The following is a 17,858-nucleotide window of genomic DNA, read 5'->3' as shown; positions in this document are numbered from 1 at the left end:
CATGGTGCGGATCACCGAAGCCGCCCAGACCTACAGCTTCTCCCGCCGCGCCGTGGTGCTGGGCGCCGCGCAGGGCGGTGTCGGCATGGTGCTGGCGGGCCGAATGGCCTGGCTTTCGGTGGTCGAGAACGAGCAGTACAAGCTCAAGGCCGAGAGCAACCGGGTCAACAACACGCTGATCCCGCCGCGCCGGGGCTGGCTGCTCGATCGCAGTGGCAAGCCGCTCGCCAGCAACCGCACCGACTTTCGCGTCGACCTGATCCCCGATCGCATCGTCGACAAGGACAAGCTGCTCGCCGAGCTGACCCGGCTGCTCGCGCTCGCGCCGGAGGATCTCGCCCGGATCGAGACGGACCTGAAGCGCGCCGGCGGCTTTCGCCCGGTGCAGGTGGCCGAAAATCTCGACTGGGATCGCTTCGCCGCGGTGCTGGTGCGGCAACCTGAATTGCCCGGCGTCGCGCCGACCCGCGGCTATGCCCGCCATTATCCGCTGGGCGCCGGCGTCGGCCATCTGATCGGCTATGTCGGCACTGCCTCGGCCGAGCAGTTCAAGGCGGACAAGGACCCGCTGCTCGTCACCCCCGGCTTCAAGCTGGGCAAGGACGGGCTGGAAAAGACGCTGGACAAGCGGCTGCGCGGACAACCCGGCGCCAAGCGCGTCGAGGTGACGGCGCATGGTCGCCCGGTACGCGAGCTGGAGACGCGCGCCGACACGCCCGGCGAAAGCATCAAGCTCACCATCGACTCCGGCCTGCAGGAATATGTCGCGCGGCGGCTGGGCACCAATTCGGGCTCGGCGATCGTCATCGACGTGGCGAGCGGCGACATCCTGTCGATGGTGTCGATGCCGTCCTACGATCCCAACAGCTTCTCCGACGGCATCAGCCAGCTCGAATGGAAGATGCTGTCCGAGGACGATCACGTGCCCTTGATGAACAAGGTGCTGCAGGGCCTCTACCCGCCGGGCTCCACCGTCAAGCCGATGAACGGCCTCGCGCTGATGGCGGCGGGAGTGAGCCCGAACGAGCGGGTGTTCTGCTCGGGTGCGCTGCGCGTCGGCAGCGGCGTGTTCCACTGCCACAAGAAGGGCGGGCACGGGCCGCTCGACCTGAAAAACGCGATCATGCAGAGCTGCGACATCTATTTCTACGAGATGATCCGCCGCGTCGGCTATGATGCGATCGCGCCGATGGCGCGGATGCTGGGCCTGGGCCAGAAATTCGACATGCCCTTCACCACCCAGCGCTATGGCACCGTGCCCGACAGCGCCTGGAAGCTGAAGAAATACCATCATCCCTGGACGGTGGCGGATTCGCTCAACGCCTCGATCGGCCAGGGCTATGTGCTGGCCAATCCGCTGCAGCTGGCGGTGATGGCCAGCCGGCTCGCCTCGGGCAAGATCCTGGTGCCGCGGCTGCTCGCCAACGGCCCTTCCGGTGCGCAGCCCCTGCCGGTAAGCGCCGAGAACCTCGCGGTGGTGCGCGACGCGATGTACGGCGTGATCAACGGTGGCGGCACCGGCGGCGCGGCGCGCATGTACGTGCCGGGCGTGGCGCTGGCCGGCAAGACCGGTACCGCGCAGGTCCGCCGCATCACCATGGCGGAGCGCCGCACCGGCGTGCTCAAGAACGGATCGCTGCCGTTCAAGATGCGCGACCACGCGCTGCTCGTCTGCTTCGCCCCCCACGACAATCCGAAATATGCCGCCGCGATCGTGCTCGAGCATAACGGCCACACGATCCGCAATCTCGACACGCCGCTGATCGGCCGGGACATCATGACCTATCTGTTCGATCGTGATCAGGCGATGAAGACGCTGGCCGAAGTGGAGCCCACCTGGGGCGGCGACTATACGACGCGGATGGCCGCGCAGGCCGATGCCTTCCGTGCCGCGCAGGCGACCCCGCCGCCGCCCGCGCCGGAGGATACCGAGGAAGCCGCGAGCAGCCTCGCCGACCAGGCCGCCAACAGCACCGCCGATTCGACCAGGCGCGACGTCGCCCCCACCGGCAGCGTGGAGGGCGACTGATGGCGCGCCCCGGCAACGGCATCGTCCCCATGCAGGTCGCGCAGCTGCCCTGGAAGGTGCTGTTCCTGGTGCTGGCGATCGGCGGATTCGGGCTGGTCGTGCTCTATTCGGCCGCCAACGGCAACATCCGCCCCTGGGCGCTCAACCAGGGCACTCGCTTCTTCCTGTTCCTGGCGATGGCGATCGGCATGTCGCGCATCCCCGTGCGCATCCTGTCGCAATGGTCGCTGCCGATCTACGGCGCGCTGGTGGTCGCGCTGCTCGGCGTGGAGGCGCTCGGCAAGGTGGCCGGCGGCAGCCAGCGCTGGATCAGCCTGGGCGGCTTCCAGTTCCAGCCCTCCGAGCTGATGAAGCCGATGATCGTGCTCGCGCTCGCCCGCTTCTACGAGATGCTGCCGGCGAGCGAGACGCGCAAGTTCGTGGCGATCTGGCCCGCCTGCGTGCTGATCGGCGTGCCGGCGTTGCTGGTCATCATGCAGCCCGATCTCGGCACCGGGCTGATGATCACCGGCTGCGGCGTGATGGTGATGTTCCTGGCGGGCGTGCCCTTGCGCCTGTTCATTGCCGGTGCGCTGGCGGTGGCAGTGGCCGCCCCGCTCGCCTTCAACTTCGTGCTGCACGACTATCAGCGCAACCGCGTGCTGATCTTCCTCGATCCCGAGCGCGATCCGCTCGGCACCGGCTACCACATCACCCAGTCCAAGATCGCGATCGGTTCGGGCGGCATCTTCGGCAAGGGCTTCCTGCAGGGCACCCAGAGCCATCTCGACTATCTGCCCGAAGGCCAGACCGATTTCGCGCTGGCGACGATGATGGAGGAATGGGGGCTGGCCGGCGGCGTGTTCCTGATCATCGCCTTCGGCATGCTGATCGCCTGGGGCATCGGCGTCGGCATGCGCGCCAAGACGCGATTCGGGCGACTGACCGCCGCGGGGCTCTCCGGCACGATGTTCCTCTATTGCTCGATCAACATGGCGATGGTGATCGGCCTCGCGCCGGTGGTCGGCGTCCCACTGCCGCTGATCAGCTTCGGCGGTACCGCGGTGATGACCTTCATGCTGTGCCTTGGAATCCTCCTCTCGATCGACCGCGACGGCCGCACCAAGACGCGCTGGTGATTTTTTCATTTTTGGGGTTTACAAGCCGCGCGAGGCGACGCTAAAGGCGCCCCTCCGAAGCGGCGGCGCCCCACCAAGGGCGCCATGCAGAAGCCGGATGGACACATAGCTCAGTTGGTAGAGCAGCTGACTCTTAATCAGCGGGTCCTTGGTTCGAGCCCAAGTGTGTCCACCATCTTCCTTCTGCCCAAACGCCTTCCGGTACGGACACATAGCTCAGTTGGTAGAGCAGCTGACTCTTAATCAGCGGGTCCTTGGTTCGAGCCCAAGTGTGTCCACCATCTCCCTGTCGCGCTGATTCGATTCCCCGTAGTTGCGTACCTCGGCCACGCATGGCGGCGTTCGGCCAGGCCTCGACACCGGCTTGGTGCCGAGATGCTATATTGTATCCACACCGGACACAAGCGCCCGAAGCGCCGCGCCGCCGCATGCAGTAACGAGCTGAATTGAAACGGCATTATGGTTACCAAATGCTTGACGCCGTTGATCAAACCTACGCACAATACGGATGGGGCATTTATTGCCGTTCTGCGCATTGCCTGGTGAGCTCGACCGAGCTTCCGTGCGCTGACGTAGTTGGCGCAACGGCCCCGCGTTTGCGTTCTGTTTTATCGTGAACAAGGGGGACTGCACATGCGACTGATCTCGTCCGCAGCGATCGCCACGATCCTGGCGCTTTCCGCGACTTCTGCACAAGCGCAGAAACTGGCCAATCCCGGGGCGGTTTCCACGCGGATCACCTACACGACCGCGGCGGCGGTCGCCACCGGCCGAACGGGCGGCGCCTATACCGGCGTTGGCAGCCTGTTCGTATCCACCGTCTCGACGGCCACGACCGGCTTCGGCTCGATCTGCACGGGCGCCCTGCTCTCTTCCAACGTTGTCCTGACGGCGGGCCACTGCCTCTCCGACGTCAACGAGGAAGGCGTCAGCGATCCGGTCACGTCGATTTCCTTCTTCCTGCCGTCGATCCGCGAGGCCACCGGTGCCACGACCTTCCAGGCCGTTTCCTGGCAGGTGAGCCCCACCTATACCGGCGACGCGACCGAAGGCGGCGACTTCGCGCTGTTCAAGCTCGGCACCCGCGCGACCGGCGTCGACACCTACAGCATCTATGAGGGCGATCCGCTCGCGGAATATACGCGGGTCGGCACCGGCACGATCGGCGGCCCGCAGGGCACCGGCACCGGAGGCGTGACGCAGGACTATGCGCAGCGCGAAGGCAAGAATCTCTACGAATTCTACGGCGATCTCGTCACCGGCTGGTCGGAAAACATCCTGCTGTCCGACTTTGACGACGGCACCGCCACGCACGACGTGTTCGGTCGCCTGCTCGGTGCCGACGGCAGCCAGCGCGGCATCGTCGGCGAGAGCAACTCGTCGCCCGGCGATTCGGGTGGCCCCGAGTTCATCGACGGCAAGATCGTCGCCGTCACGTCCTTCGGCATCAGCGGCAATGCGTTCACTCGCCAGAGCTGCGGACTGCTCGGCAGCATCGATCCCTATGGCGCGGGCGGTACCACCGGCAGCGCGGCCGGCGCCGCCGGCTGCACCAATTCGTCGGTCGGCGAGGTGTCCGGCGATACCTGGTTGCGGCCCTACAAGAGCTATATCACCAGCTATGTCGCTGCGGCAGCCGTGCCCGAACCGGCCAGCTGGGCGATGATGATCGGCGGTTTCGGCCTTGTCGGCGGCGCCTTGCGCGCGCGTCGGCGCACGCTGCGCGTCCGCTTCGCCTGACCTCCAGAGCAACGCCCAGCCGGAACGATCCGGCAGGGCGTTGCTCCTTTACCCGCCGCCGCGCCCCACGCGATCAGGAGATACGCCATGATAGAACTGCTCGCTGCGCTGGCCGTCGGCGCAAGCACGATGCAGTCGGGTGAACGGCCGGTCGGCAAGCTTACAGTCAAGCATCCGGAAATGTGCCGGACGCTGGCCGAACGCGAAGACGCGGAACGCGCCACCCCCGCGCCGCACGGCCGACAGCAGCGGCCCGCGCCTGCCGGCACGCCGTGTCACACCGAACGACACAAGCTGCCCAAGCCGGAGCCGAAGCCGGAAGCCTGATGGGGGCGCCCGTACCGACATCGGCGGCCGCCGGACGCGGCGTCCGCAACGGCCGCACTTCTACCGCATGCCACCAGACGCTCGCTCAGGAAGCGGGTCCGCCAATTCGGGGATCGAACCTCGGCGCGCGGTCAAAGTCCGCCTTTTCGAACGGGCGGTCGCGGAACAGATAGCCGTAATAGAAATTGCGCAGCCGGGCGTGGGAGGCGCGGATCCGGTCCTGATAGGCGAGCTGCCCGGCCAGATCGGTATCCGCGAGCCGGGTCAGCAGCGCCTGCACCCCTACCGAGGGCAGCACCCAGCCGAGCGCCCGGCCCGCCGCGTCGCGCTGCTCCAGCCCGGCGCGATAGGCGCGGACGCGATCCGCCACGCTCGCATCGCCATTCTCGTGGAAGGCGAAATACCATTTGTAGTGGAATTCGGAACCCAGCGGCGCCGAATCCGCCCATTCGGGATGCGCGGCGTAGAAGCGCCGCATTGTCGCCTCGCGCGGAATGTCCCACGCGCGGTTGACCGCCTCGCGCTGGGCGAGCGCGATCTCGGCACCCTGGTTGACCGGGACCGCCTGGTTGATCAGCACATTGGCGAGCGTCGGCACGATCAGCACCAGCACCAGCCAGGCCGCCGCCAGCGTCGCCGCGTTGGCGACCGAGCTCCAGCGCAGCCGGCCGACCAGCGCCGCCAGCGCGATCCAGAACAGCAGATAGGCGGCGATCACCGCCAGCACGAGCAGGACCGTGAATGGTGCGACGCCCTCGATCGCCGCCGCGATCGCGAAGGGCAGCGCCAGCACCGCCCAGAGCAGCACCAGCCGCAACAGGGTCCGTCGGCGCCACAGCGCCGCCCCGCCCCCCGGCAGCGCCTCCAGCGTCCGCTGGCGCCCGGCCTCGCGCTCGCCCGAGACGAGATCGTGGAACAGCGCGATCACGAACAAGGGCGCCAGGAACACCAGCACGAAGGCGAAATCGAACCGGCCGGGCAGCGCCAGCTCGGGGTTGAAGGTGTCGCCGTCATAGATCTGCGCCTCCAGCCCCAGCGCGCGGACGCGCAGGATATAGGGCGCGACGTCGCGCATCCCGAGCGCCGCGAAGGCGAGCGGCGATGGCGCGTCCCAGGTGGGATGGAAGCTGTAATAGGCGGCGCTGCCGGCGTCCTTCTTCTGGTCCACCCAGGCGGCGATGGCGCCGATATCCTCGGCCTGGGCGGCGGGAATGGCGGCGATCGCGGCGCGCTGGCGGGCGACTTCCGCCAGGCCCGCCGCCAGCGCGGCGATGGTCAGCAGCGCGAGCAGCGCGAGGGCGAACAGGGTCAGCCGCTGGCGCAGCAGCAGGCGGAGTTCGTGGAGGAACAGGGTCATCGAAACGCTCCCAGGCGGCGCGTCGCCAGTGCCAGCAGCAGCATGGCGGCGGCGAGCCAGCCGAACAGCGCGGCCAGGCCCGGCAGCGCGGCGCGCGCCCCAGCACGGCGCCGGTCGGCGCGACGAAGGTGAAATCGGGCATCGCCTGCCAGTTGCGCGCGGACACGCGCTTGCGGCGATCGGCACCGGCATCCTCTGCAGTGTCGTCGGCATAGCGCACCGACTCCGCCTGCAGCTGGTTGAGCCGCTGCACCAGCGCATAGCGATAGGCCTCGGCCTGTTCGAGGAAACGGCGGTGCCCGGCGAAATCGGTGCCGGCGGCGGCCATCGACAGGCTGCGCAGCGCGATCGCGGGGCTGAGCACGGCGGCGGTCTCGACGATCGCGTTCTGGCGCGCCTGCGCGGCATAGCTCTGCCCCGCATAGCGATCGAACAGCTCGGAAGTCAGCCGTTCGCCTTCCACAACCTGCTGGAGAAACTGCGTGGCGAAAGCGTCTATGCGCAGGATCTGATGACGCTGGACGAGCGCTTCTCGCTGCTGCTGGGCATCCGCCACGACTGGATCCGGCAGGAGAACATCAACTATCGGTCGAATAGCACCGATCGGCAGTCGCCTTCGGTCATCAGCCCGCGCGCGGCGTTCACCTTCGTGCCGACCAAGGGGGCATCGCTCTATGTCAGCTGGGGGCGCTCGTTCCGCTTCAACCAGGGCGTCGATGCGGCGGCGCGTGCCTTCGCGCCGGAGCGCGGCGCAGCTTGGGAGGGCGGCGTCAAGCTAGCCCTGCTGGGCGACCGGCTGACCAGCACCGTCTCGCTGTTCCGCATCACCAAGGACAATGTGCTGGTGACCGATCCCGCCAATAGCGGCTTCAACATCGCCGCCGGGCGCGCGCGCAGCGAGGGCGTGGAAGGCGACGTGAATGTCGCGCTGGACGACCGGCTGACGCTTACCGCCGTCTATGCCTATACCGATGTCAAGGTGGTGCGCGACAGCCGCCCCGCACTGGTCGGCAGCGGGCTCAGCAACGTTCCGAAGCATAGCGGCGCGCTCTATGCCTTCTGGCAGTCGGACGGCCGCAAGCCGGGCTCGATCGGCATCGGCGGCGGCCTCACCTATGTCGGCGAACGACCGGGCGACGACGTCAACAGCGGCTTCCGGCTGGACAGCTATGTCACCGCCCGCGCCAACCTCTCCTATCAGGTGACCCGCGGCGTGCGAGTACAGCTGGATGCAGAGAACCTGTTCGACCAGGTCTATAGCGAGAGCAGCTACAGCAATGTCTGGATCACGCCGGGCGCGCCGCGCACGATCCGCGCGCGGGTCGTCCTCGGGCTGTGAAGCGTCTGAGGGCGGCGGTCGCCGCACTGGCCGGTGTCTGGGGGACACCGGCCGAGGCGCAGCGCACCGAAGAGAACACCACGCGCGAAGCCGAGGACGGCTTCGGCAAGAGCGTCGGCAGCGAATCGATCGGCATCTATGCCAGCGGCGAGGTGCGCGGGTTCAGCGCCACCGATGCGGGCAACAACCGGATCGAAGGGCTGTACTGGGATCGCCAGGCGACGATCACCTCGGTGATCCAGCGCGGCTCCACCGTACGGCTGGGGCTGGCCGCCTTCGGCTATCCGCTGCCCGCGCCGACGGGCATCGTCGATTATGATCTGCGCCGCACCGGCAAGGACCGGGTGGTGAGCGTACAGCTGAACAGCGGCGACTATCTGGGCACCGATCTCGTCGTCGATGCGGCGCTGCCGGTGACGGAGACGCTCAGCGTCAATGCCGATTTCGGGCTGTACGACGATGAATATGTCAACGGCACCGGCGGCTGGTATGTCAGCTATGGCGGGGTCGCGCGCTGGCGGCCGGCCAGGACCGTCGAGCTCACCGGCTTTTTCGGGCGCTACGACTATGGCGACGAGGAACAGGGGCCGGTGATCTTTCCCGCCGGTGCCGCGCTGCCGGGGCGGGTGGAACGCCGCCTCTATTGGGGCCAGGACTGGGCAGACTGGGCCGGCCATGCGCAGAATGGCGGGCTGATCGCCAAGGCGTCGCTCGGCAAGTGGCAGATCGCCGCCGGCGCATTTCAGAGCCGCTTCACCCGCGACACCTATCACGCGGCCTATTATCGCGACGTGGACGCGCGCGGGATCGGCCGCTCGGTGATGGTCGCCGGGCAGGATCAGGTCGCCGAATCCTGGTCGGGCGAAATCCGCGTCAGCCGCTCCTTCGACGAAGGCAGGCGGCGGCACCAGCTGCTCGGCTCGCTGCGCGGGCGCGACGTGCGGGTCGGCTATGGCGGCTATGCCACGGTCGAGCTCGGCACGGCGCCGATCGGCGTGTCCGATCCGCAGCCGCAGCCCGCCTTCGCCTTCGGCCCGCGCAGCCGGGATCAGGTGCGCCAGACCAGTGCGGCGATCGGCTATGAGCTGCGCTGGGCGGGGCTGGGCGAACTCAATCTCGGCCTGACCCGGAGCGATTATCGCAAGACGATCCGCGTCCCCGGCGCCCTGCCGGCGGGTCAGCACGACCAGCCCTGGCTATGGAACGCCGCGCTGGCGATTACCGCCACCGCGCGGCTCACGCTGTATGGCGCGGCGACGCGCGGGCTGGAGGAAAGCGGGGTCGCGCCCGCCAACGCAGAAAATCGCGGCCAGGCCTTGCCGGCACTCCGCACCCGCCAGATGGAAGCGGGGCTGCGCTACGCCCTTCCCGGCGGCTGGCGGCTCAATGCCGCCGCCTTCGAGATCGCCAAGCCCTATTTCGACATCGACCGCAGCGACGGCGCCTATCGCCAGCTCGGCGATGTGATGCATCGCGGCGTCGAAGGCTCGCTGTCCGGCGCGCCGTTCCCCGGCATGAGCCTCGTCGCGGGCGCGGTGTGGCTGCGCCCGCGCGTCTCGGGCCAGGCGGTGGCGGACGGTCGGCTGGGTGCCAAGCCGATCGGCCGGACCAGCCTGCTCGTCGATGCCAGCGCCGACTATCGCGTGGCGGCGCTGCCGGGCTTCTCGATCGACGGGCGCGTGACGGTGGAGGGCAAGCGCATCGCCAACGCCGCCAACACGCTGTCGCTGCCCGCCCGCGCCGTGATCGACCTGGGCGCGCGCTATCGCACCCGCGTTGCCCGCACCCCGGTGCTGGTCCGCGCGCAGATCCGCAATGTCACGGACAATTTCGCCTGGAAAGTGTCGAGCGGCGGCGGCTTCACGCTGCAGCCGGGGCGACGCGCTACCCTCTCGCTGACCGCGGACTTCTGAGCGGCAGGGGGCGCCCAGGACGCTCCCCTGCCCCTGCCTTCAGCCGAGGGTCAGCGCGCCCGTCAGGTCGCCGGGCGCCGGGCCGCCCGCCGCGACCATCGCCCGCTCGCGCTCGACCAGTCCGGGCAGCGGCACCAGGCCGAAGCGCCGGGTGAGGAACCGGGCGATCGATCCGGTGTCGTAGGTCGTATGATCGACATGGCCGCGCTTGGCGAAGGGCGAGACGATCACCGCCGGGATGCGGGTGCCGGGGCCCCAGCGATCGCCCTTGGGCGGCGGCACATGGTCCCACCAGCCGCCATTTTCGTCGAAGGTGATGACGACCAGCATCTTGTGCCATTGCGGGCTGCGGCGCAGCGCATCGACGATCACCGCGATATGCTGGTCGCCGGCCTCGACGTCCGAATAGCCGGCATGCATGTTGAGATTGCCCTGCGGCTTGTAGAAGCTGACCGCGGGCAGCGTGCCCGCCGCCGCATCGGCAAGGAAATGGTTGGTGCGCGGCGTCTCGCCTTCGCCCGCGTCGCGCAGATGCCTGGCGCGCGCGGCGGTGCCGGGGGCGAACTGCTCGAAATAGTTGAACGGCTGGTGGTGCGGCTGGAAGTTCGGGCGGCTGGGGAAGCTGCCGTCGTTGGCATGGCCGGCGAGCGCCGCCGCCCAGCCGCCGGCATACCAGGCCCAGGAGACGCCCTTGCCCGACAGCCGGTCGCCGATCGTCGCATGGCGCTGCGGCACCATCGTCTTGGCGTCGCTCCAGTCGGCATAGCCGGGCCGATCGGCGTCGAGCTGGTAGGTCGGCGCATAGGGCGGCAACATCGTGTTGACCGACCAGAAATCGGGGCTCAGCGAACTCGGCACGAAATCGGGCGGGCCGTCCATCGCGCTCTTGGGCGAAGTCGGCTCCAGCTTCAGCCGGATGCCCTTGGGATCCTCGACCTCTACTTGGGCGATCCGGCCCTTGGCCGGGCTCTTGTCGGCATTGGGATAATAGGCCGGTTGCGCCGCCACCAGATATTGATGGTTGAGATAGGAGCCGCCGAACGCGCCCATGAAGAAGCGGTCGCACAGCGTGAACTCGCGCGCGATCTGCCACAGGCGCAGCTTGGCCGAGGCCTCGCCATAATGGCCCATCACCAGCGCGCCGCTATCCCCCCAGGCGACGAAGCCATCGTTGCGGCCGCCGTTGATCTGCAGCTGGTTCTGGTAAAAGGCGTGGATCAGGTCGCGCGTCACCACGCCGTGCGGCAGCGGATCGCCCTCCGGCGTCGCCAGCGCGAACGGACCGTTGGCGATTGGCGGCAGATCGTCCGGGCCGATCTTGTAGCGGCGATGCTCGACCACCTGCTCGTCGGGCACCATGCCTTCCCACACCTTGGGCAGCGTCTTCAGCACCGATCCGTCGCGGTCGCGCTGGGCGGTGCGGGCGGGGTGCGCCGCGGCAAGCGGATCGGCGAGCCCGGGAAAGCCGGCGAACAGATTGTTGAAGCTGCGATTTTCGGCATAGATCACGACGACCGTCTCGATCTCCGCCAGCGCCCGCTGGCCGGCCTTGGCCGCGGCGGGTGCCGAGGCCAGCACCCCCGCCAGGCCAGCCGCGCCGAGCAGCGCGCGGCGCTCGGGGTTGTCGATCGCATCGGCGGCCGCGCTTCGCTCGGGCCGTTGGGTCTTGTCGTCACGCATCATCTGCCTCCCGCCATGCCCGCCCGAGCGGGGTTTCCCGCCGGTGGCATCCGTTTGTTACGCTCGTTTGTCGGCTGTCGGGCGCGAGGGTCGCGTGGGTCCCTCCCCGGATCGCGCCCCACCCGTTCCAGCGCCAATCGCCTTGAGCTTTCCCTTAGCCGGATATAGAGATGATACAACATCTCCTTCAATCGAGGACAATCGCGTGCCCAATCCCGTTCCGCCCGCGCCGGAGGCTGCCGCCAAGCTGCCGGTAACCGTGCTCTCCGGCTTCTTGGGTGCCGGCAAGACCACCCTGCTCAACCATATCCTCGCCAATCGCGAGGGGCGCCGGGTGGCGGTGATCGTCAACGACATGTCGGAGGTGAACATCGACGCCGATCTGGTCCGCGGCGGCGAGGCGGCATTGTCGCGCAGCGAGGAAGCGCTGGTCGAGATGACCAATGGCTGCATCTGCTGCACGCTGCGCGACGACCTGCTCCAGGAAGTCCGCGCGCTCGCCGATGCGGGGCGGTTCGACTATCTGGTGATCGAGAGCACCGGCATCTCGGAGCCGCTGCCGGTGGCGAGCACCTTCTCCTTCCGCGACGAGGCGGGCGTGTGCCTGGGCGATGTCGCGCGGCTCGATACCATGGTCACGGTGGTCGACGCGCTCAACCTGCTCAAGGATTATTCGAGCCAGGATTTCCTCGCCGATCGCGGCGAATCGCTGGGCGAAGGCGACACGCGCAGCCTGGTCGGCCTGCTGGTCGAGCAGATCGAGTTCGCCGATGTGGTGATCGTCAACAAGGCGAGCGCCGTCACGCCGGACCAGCTGGCGCTGGTGAAGAAGCTGGTCGCCAGCCTCAACGCCGATGCCCGCATTCTCACCTGCGACCATGGCAAGGTGCCGCTCGACGCGATCCTCGATACCGGCCTGTTCGACGAGGAAAAGGCCGCGCAGCACCCGCTCTGGGCCAAGGAGCTCTACGGCTATGCCAGCCATACGCCCGAGACCGAGCAATATGGCATCGAGAGCTTCGTCTATCGGGCGCGGGCGCCGTTCGATCCGGTGAAATTCTACGCCTTCCTCACCGAGGGCGGGCTGGACGGCGTGGTGCGCGCCAAGGGCCATTTCTGGCTGGCGACCCGCACCGACTGGGTCGGCGAGCTCGCCATCGCCGGCGCGCAGACGATGACCGCGCGGATGGGCCGCTGGTGGGCGGCAGTGCCCAAGCAGCACTGGCCCGACGACGATCGCTTCGAGCGCTTCGTCGCCGGGCATTGGGACCCGATCTGGGGCGATCGCCGCCAGGAACTGGTGTTCATCGGCATCGACATGGACGAGGGCCGCATCCGCCGCGCGCTAGACGCCTGCCTGCTGCCGGTGAAGGCGTTTACGCCCGCGCTGTGGATGGGCCTGCGCGATCCCTTCCCCGCCTGGGGCGAGGCCGTTCCCGAGGCGGCGGAATGATCGTCGCGGCTCCTTTTCGCACCGCAGCATCGGCCATTGCCGTCGAGCGCGGCGATCCCGGTGTGCTGGAGGCCGTGGCGCGGCCGGAGGTGCATCTGGCGGTCTGGAACCGCGCCCTGCCGGCCGCGCTTGCCTGGCTGGCGACGCTCGATTTCGCGAAGATCGACGATCTCGATTTCGAAACCACGCTCGACGCGGCCGAGGCGGAGATCGGGGAGGGGCTCGCCGAAGCCGGCTACCCCGCCGGTGATCGCGCCGAGGCGCTGCTGGACGAAATCCTCGGCCATGCCCGCCGCTTCGCCGCCATTCAGCGGCTCGACGCGGTCAGCATCCGGCTGGAAGTGATCGAAACCGATGCATGCCGGAAATTCCATGCAGACCATGTCACGGCGCGGCTGCTGACCACCTTGGTAGGATCCGGCACGCAGTGGACCCACGGCGCGGCCGATCCCGACCTGCCCGTCCGCCAGCTGCGTACCGGCGATGTCGGCATCTTCAAGGGGCGGCTGGGGGCCGATCCGGTCGGCATCCTGCATCGCTCGCCGCCGATCCTCGACACCGGCGAGACCCGGCTGCTGCTGGCGATCAATCCCGTGCCGGCACCGGGGATGGCGGCATGAACGGACTGGTCGCGGGCGAACAGGCGCTGATCCCGGTCAGCGTGCTCACCGGCTTTCTCGGCAGCGGCAAGACGACGCTGCTCAACCATCTCGTCCGGACGCCCGAATTTCGGCGCGCGCTGGTCATCATCAACGAGTTCGGCGCGGTGAGCCTCGATCATGACCTGATCGCGCGATCGAACGAGGACATGGTGGTGGAGATGATGGGCGGCTGCCTGTGCTGCACCATCCGCGGCGACCTGCGCGCCACGCTGCGCGACGCGCCCTGGCGGTTCGCACGCGAAGGCCGATGCTGGTTCGATCGGGTGGTGATCGAAACCACCGGACTCGCGGATCCTGCTCCGATCCTGCACACGCTGATGACCGATCCGCAGCTGCGCACGCTCTATCGGCTCGACGGGGTGGTGACCACGGTCGACGCGGTCAACGGCATGGCGACGCTCGACACGCAGGACGAGGCGATCCGCCAGGCCGCAGTCGCCGACCGCATCGTGCTGACCAAGATCGATCTACTGTCCGGGGACGCCCGGCGCGAGATCGAGACGCGGCTCCGCACGATCAACCCGGCCGCGCCGATCCTGCCCGTGCTGCAAGGCGTGGTGGAGGCCGATCGGCTTTTCGACGCGGGGCTCTACAATCCCGCGACCAAAGGGCCCGACGTGCAGCGGTGGCTGAACGCGGAAGCCTATGGCGACCGGCACGCCCATCATGGCCATGGGCATCGCCATGATCACGACCATGCGCACGACGTGAACCGCCACGACGACCGCATCCGCGCCACCTGCCTGACCTTCGACGAACCGCTGCGCGCCGAGGCGTTCGAGCGCTGGATCGACATCCTCACCAGCCTGAAGGGGCAGGATATCCTTCGCGTGAAGGGTATCGTGCATCTCGCCGATCATCCCAAGCCGATCGTCGTCCACGGCGTGCAGCACCTGTTCCATCCCCCGGTGGAACTGGACGACTGGCCCTCGGACGACCGGCGGACGCGGCTGGTGTTCATCACCCGCGACATCACCGCGGATCAGCTGCGCGGCACCCTGTCGCTGATGACGATCGGGCTTGAGCGCTTCGGGCTGGGGGGGCTGGTGGAAAGCGTGCCCGCACCTGGCATTCCGGGCGGAAGGATGGGGGTCGGCTGGGCCTGATCAGCGGCCTGCCGCCCCTCCCGCGTGTGCGTGCGGCGGCGAGCGGGATGCCCTGGCTCAAGCGATGCTGGGCACAGCCGCCGCATCCGTTTTCGTTTCTCGAACGACCGTCTCGTTTCCGCAGTCGGTGCACAGCCCCCGAGTTTCGACGATCAGCCGCGTCGGTGCGAAGCCGAGCTGCCGCGCCCGATCGACGAGCCTCGCGGCCAGCGCTGGATCGGGGAGCAGCAGAACGCCTGCCGGCACAGAGAGACGACCGACCGGGGCTGACCAAGGAAAGCGGCTGGGCGGAATATGCCAAGTCGGGCCGTGCGGCCCCCAAGGGTCCGGGATGGCAGCGTTGCGCCGCCGAACACGACGGGCGACAGCGACCGTGCCGCTGTCGCCCGTCACGGGCTTCGTCAGAAGCCGAAGCGCAGGCTTACCCGGATGTCGCGGCCCGCCAGCGGCGCGAAATCCTTGAGGAAGCTCGAATGGCGGCGGGCCGCCACATCGAAGATGTTGTTGGCGCTGACCAGCAGCGTGGTCGGGTTGCTCTTGCCCCACGGGCTGAACGCCACCGATGCGTTGACCATCGTATAGTCGTCGGTCGGCGTCTCGAACGCGGTGACGCGATCCTGCACGAAGACATGCTCCACCTCGGCGCGCGCGGTGAACTGCTCGCCCTGCGCTTCGAGGCCGCCGAGCACGCGCGCCGGCGGGATGCGCGGCACGGGACCCTGATCGACGATCGAGGCGTGCACATAGTCGCCGAGCAGATCGAGGTTCACCCGATAGCCGCGGATCTCGGCAAGCTGGACGGAGGCATCCGCCTCAAAGCCATAATAGCGCGCATCCGCCTGCTGGAACTGGAAGCAGGGCAGATCCGCCTCGCGTCCGCTGGGCGCCGCGGCGCTTTCGCATACCGACTGGTCGACCTGATTCTCGGAGATGTAGTTCGAGAACCAGTTGTAATAGGCCGAGGCATCGAGGTGGAAGCCTTCGCCAACGGCGTGCATCGTCGCTTCGACGCCCCACGACTTTTCCAGCCGGAAGTTCGGGCTGCCCAGCTCATAGGCCTGGGTGCCGGCGTGGGCGCCATTGGCGAACAGTTCCTCGGCCGACGGCGCACGCTCGGTCCGCGACACATTGATGCCGAAGCGGATGCCCGGGCGTACCGCGACGGACCCGCCCAGCGATCCCGAGATCGCATCATAGCTGCGCTTGCCGGAGAAGAAGCGGAGGTCGTCCGACAGGACATCCGAGGTCAGCTCGCTGCGTTCGTAGCGCAGGCCGCCTTCGGCCCGGAACGCGCCGAGATTGACCTGCTGCAGCGTGAACACGCCGAACTGGCCGGTGCGGTTCTTCGGCAGGAATGCCTCTTCGCCCTCCACATCGAAGCGGCGGTTATAATATTGCACACCCGAGGCGCCCTTCCAGCCGCCGCGATCGGCCTGGACGAGTTCGAGGCGGCCTTCCAGACCCTTGTTGTAGAAGGCGGTGCCGACCTCGCCGCTCTCCTCGAGTTCGAAATGGCGGTAGTCGGCATAGCCGGCGCGCAACCGGATGCGATCGAGAAAGCCGCCGCCGGTCTCGACCTCGGCGCGAAGGTCGACGCGGTCCTGCGCCAGATCGAGCCGGGGCGCTTCCTGTTCCTGGCCATATCGGGTCGCATAGCGGACCGGGACGCCATAGAGGCTGTCATAATGGCTGTAGGAAATGCCGAGACTGCCCGTCTCGGTGACGATCGACGCGCCGACGCCGGCGGTCCAGGTCTCGCTCGCCGAATTGGGCAGACGATTGCGGAGCGCGGCGTTGCCCGCGAAATCGATCGCCTCTTCACCTTCTTCGGCATCGGGCGGCGGCAGCTGGCTGGTGGCGAGCGCCTGTGCGCGCGCGCTGCGGGACAGGACGAAGCCCGGGATCTTCAGATCGTCGGTCTTGAGATAGGAGCCGTCGGCATGCAGCACCAGCTTGCCGCCCACCGCGACATCGGCCGCGCCGGCGATCGAGCGCTCGTTCGCGGCGGAGCCATAGTTCGCCATGCCGTTCAGACGATAGCCCTTCTCGGGAACGGACCGCGGAATGCGCGTGTCGATCACGTTGACGACACCGCCGATGGCGGACGATCCGAACAGCAGCGCCGCCGGCCCGCGCAGGATCTCGACGCGGTCGGCGAGCAGCGGATTGATGACCGGGGCATGATCGACCGAGGTATTCGACACGTCGATCGAGCCGATGCCGTCGGTCAGGATGCGGATGCGCTCGCCCTGGAAGCCACGCAGGATCGGCCGCGACGCGGTCGGGCCGAACGAGGTGGCCGAGACGCCCGGCTGGCGCGCGAGCGTTTCGCCGATGCTCGGGCGGAGCTGGCGCTGCAGTTCCTCGCCGGTCACGACCGAGGTGCCCTGCAGCACGTCTTCCTCGCTCTGCTGGAACGGCGCGGTGACGATGATCTCCGGCCCGCGCTGGCCCGCAGCGGCGGTTTCGACCTGCCGATCCCCCGAGGACTGGGCATAAGCCGGCGCGCACAGCGCTGCGGACGCCACGCTGGCGCTGAATAGGATGTTACGCACGATGTTCTCCCTGAAACTTGGGCGTCATCTAAATTTCATGTTGTATCATATCAAGAGCTATATTTATCCTGTGCGGGTGTTGCCGGCGATGTTGGAGCAATCTTTCCGACTGGCACCCCGTCGGCACGTCACGCTGCGACGCCTGGCCGCATCAGACCGTCCCTTTGTCAAAATATACTATCCTCGCATCCGGCATGCTCAGGGTTGGTTCGCATCCAATAGCCTTGAGGGGCTACAGCGGAAATGATGGTGTCGAAATCCGCAAGGCGATGTGGTCCGGCGTGTGCCCTGCCCTGCTTCTGATCTTTTGTTCGTCGGGCGCGTCGGCTCGACCGGACGATCGACCGGCAGCCATCGCCATTACGAGATCCGCCTGTCCAGCCAGGCTATCGATCCGCTGCCCTTTCCGGTGCCGGGTGACGAGCGGCTGGCGCTCCATCAGGCTGTCGGTCCTTGGGCTGGCACCGCAACGGCGATGGGCGGCCCGCTCCCGTCCCCGCCCTCCGACGAACGACGTTCACGACGCGGCGCCCATGATTGCGTCGCCCGATCGGGCGACGCACGCGGCTGGCTGGAGCG

General features: G+C 68.0%; 13 protein-coding genes, 2 tRNA genes and 1 pseudogene. 11 read left to right on the top strand and 5 right to left on the bottom strand.

Annotated features, from left to right (window positions below; translation table 11 throughout):
• The first annotated feature begins 1 nt into the window (after nt 1).
• The 6 genes from mrdA to S2M10_RS20780 all read left to right on the top strand — a co-directional run bounded on the left by mrdA (nt 2) and on the right by S2M10_RS20780 (nt 5,214).
• Nucleotides 2-2,029, top strand: coding sequence for a penicillin-binding protein 2 (gene mrdA, locus S2M10_RS20805; RefSeq protein WP_168847764.1), 2,028 nt, complete (start codon nt 2-4; stop codon nt 2,027-2,029).
• Complete coding sequence (rodA, locus tag S2M10_RS20800) at nt 2,029-3,147, top strand: rod shape-determining protein RodA (RefSeq protein ID WP_168847763.1); 1,119 nt, start codon at nt 2,029-2,031, stop codon at nt 3,145-3,147. Before mrdA ends, rodA begins: the two co-directional genes overlap by 1 nt.
• Before the next feature lie 99 nt (nt 3,148-3,246).
• Nucleotides 3,247-3,322, top strand: a tRNA-Lys gene (locus S2M10_RS20795).
• Between the two features lie 30 nt (nt 3,323-3,352).
• A tRNA-Lys gene (locus S2M10_RS20790) sits at nt 3,353-3,428 on the top strand.
• 352 nt (nt 3,429-3,780) lie between these two features.
• Nucleotides 3,781-4,887: a PEPxxWA-CTERM sorting domain-containing protein gene (locus tag S2M10_RS22475; RefSeq protein ID WP_211091181.1), complete on the top strand. Its 1,107-nt coding sequence runs from the start codon at nt 3,781-3,783 to the stop codon at nt 4,885-4,887.
• An 87-nt stretch (nt 4,888-4,974) separates the two neighbouring features.
• Nucleotides 4,975-5,214: a hypothetical protein gene (locus tag S2M10_RS20780; protein ID WP_168847762.1), complete on the top strand. Its 240-nt coding sequence runs from the start codon at nt 4,975-4,977 to the stop codon at nt 5,212-5,214.
• Nucleotides 5,215-5,299: 85 nt separating this feature from the next.
• On the opposite strand, the gene S2M10_RS20775 is transcribed toward S2M10_RS20780, so the two are convergent.
• On the bottom strand, nt 5,300-6,571 hold the full coding sequence (locus tag S2M10_RS20775; protein ID WP_168847761.1) for a DUF3526 domain-containing protein: 1,272 nt from the start codon (nt 6,569-6,571) through the stop codon (nt 5,300-5,302).
• A 184-nt stretch (nt 6,572-6,755) separates the two neighbouring features.
• Nucleotides 6,756-7,127 (bottom strand): annotated as a pseudogene (locus tag S2M10_RS22850) (DUF3526 domain-containing protein); the annotation flags it as partial.
• Between S2M10_RS22850 and S2M10_RS22845 the strand changes: the two are divergent.
• Together S2M10_RS22845 and S2M10_RS20765 are read left to right on the top strand one after the other, a co-directional pair.
• Nucleotides 7,083-7,910, top strand: a complete 828-nt coding sequence (locus S2M10_RS22845; protein WP_247650932.1) for a TonB-dependent receptor — start codon at nt 7,083-7,085, stop codon at nt 7,908-7,910. The pseudogene S2M10_RS22850 and the gene S2M10_RS22845 overlap by 45 nt on opposite strands.
• On the top strand, nt 7,907-9,823 hold the full coding sequence (locus S2M10_RS20765; RefSeq protein ID WP_168847760.1) for a TonB-dependent receptor: 1,917 nt from the start codon (nt 7,907-7,909) through the stop codon (nt 9,821-9,823). The genes S2M10_RS22845 and S2M10_RS20765 overlap by 4 nt, the downstream gene beginning before the upstream one ends.
• Before the next feature lie 39 nt (nt 9,824-9,862).
• On the opposite strand, the gene acpA is transcribed toward S2M10_RS20765, so the two are convergent.
• Complete coding sequence (gene acpA / locus S2M10_RS20760; RefSeq protein WP_168847759.1) at nt 9,863-11,503, bottom strand: acid phosphatase; 1,641 nt, start codon at nt 11,501-11,503, stop codon at nt 9,863-9,865.
• 205 nt (nt 11,504-11,708) lie between these two features.
• Between acpA and S2M10_RS20755 the strand changes: the two genes are divergently transcribed.
• Genes S2M10_RS20755 through S2M10_RS20745 form a run of 3 tightly spaced genes read left to right on the top strand, consistent with a single transcriptional unit; the run spans nt 11,709 to nt 14,724 of the window.
• A complete protein-coding gene (locus tag S2M10_RS20755) occupies nt 11,709-12,956 on the top strand; it encodes a GTP-binding protein (protein WP_348770648.1) in 1,248 nt (415 codons plus the stop codon).
• Nucleotides 12,953-13,576, top strand: a complete 624-nt coding sequence (locus S2M10_RS20750; RefSeq protein ID WP_168847758.1) for a DUF1826 domain-containing protein — start codon at nt 12,953-12,955, stop codon at nt 13,574-13,576. Before S2M10_RS20755 ends, S2M10_RS20750 begins: the two co-directional genes overlap by 4 nt.
• On the top strand, nt 13,573-14,724 hold the full coding sequence (locus S2M10_RS20745; protein WP_168847757.1) for a GTP-binding protein: 1,152 nt from the start codon (nt 13,573-13,575) through the stop codon (nt 14,722-14,724). The genes S2M10_RS20750 and S2M10_RS20745 overlap by 4 nt, the downstream gene beginning before the upstream one ends.
• 401 nt (nt 14,725-15,125) lie before the next feature.
• Here the strand turns inward: S2M10_RS20745 and S2M10_RS20740 are convergent, their stop codons facing one another.
• Nucleotides 15,126-17,282 carry a TonB-dependent receptor gene (locus tag S2M10_RS20740; protein ID WP_168847806.1) on the bottom strand — a complete coding sequence of 719 codons (2,157 nt, stop codon included), beginning with the start codon at nt 17,280-17,282 and terminating at the stop codon, nt 15,126-15,128.
• A gap of 229 nt (nt 17,283-17,511) precedes the next feature.
• On the bottom strand, nt 17,512-17,718 hold the full coding sequence (locus S2M10_RS20735) for a hypothetical protein (protein WP_168847756.1): 207 nt from the start codon (nt 17,716-17,718) through the stop codon (nt 17,512-17,514).
• Nucleotides 17,719-17,858: the final 140 nt, after the last annotated feature.

Source organism: Sphingomonas sp. S2M10 (assembly GCF_012650175.1).
GTDB lineage: Bacteria > Pseudomonadota > Alphaproteobacteria > Sphingomonadales > Sphingomonadaceae > Sphingomonas.
The sequence above is the reverse complement of the archived record's forward strand: the minus strand, read 5'-3'. Positions and strand labels throughout refer to the sequence as shown.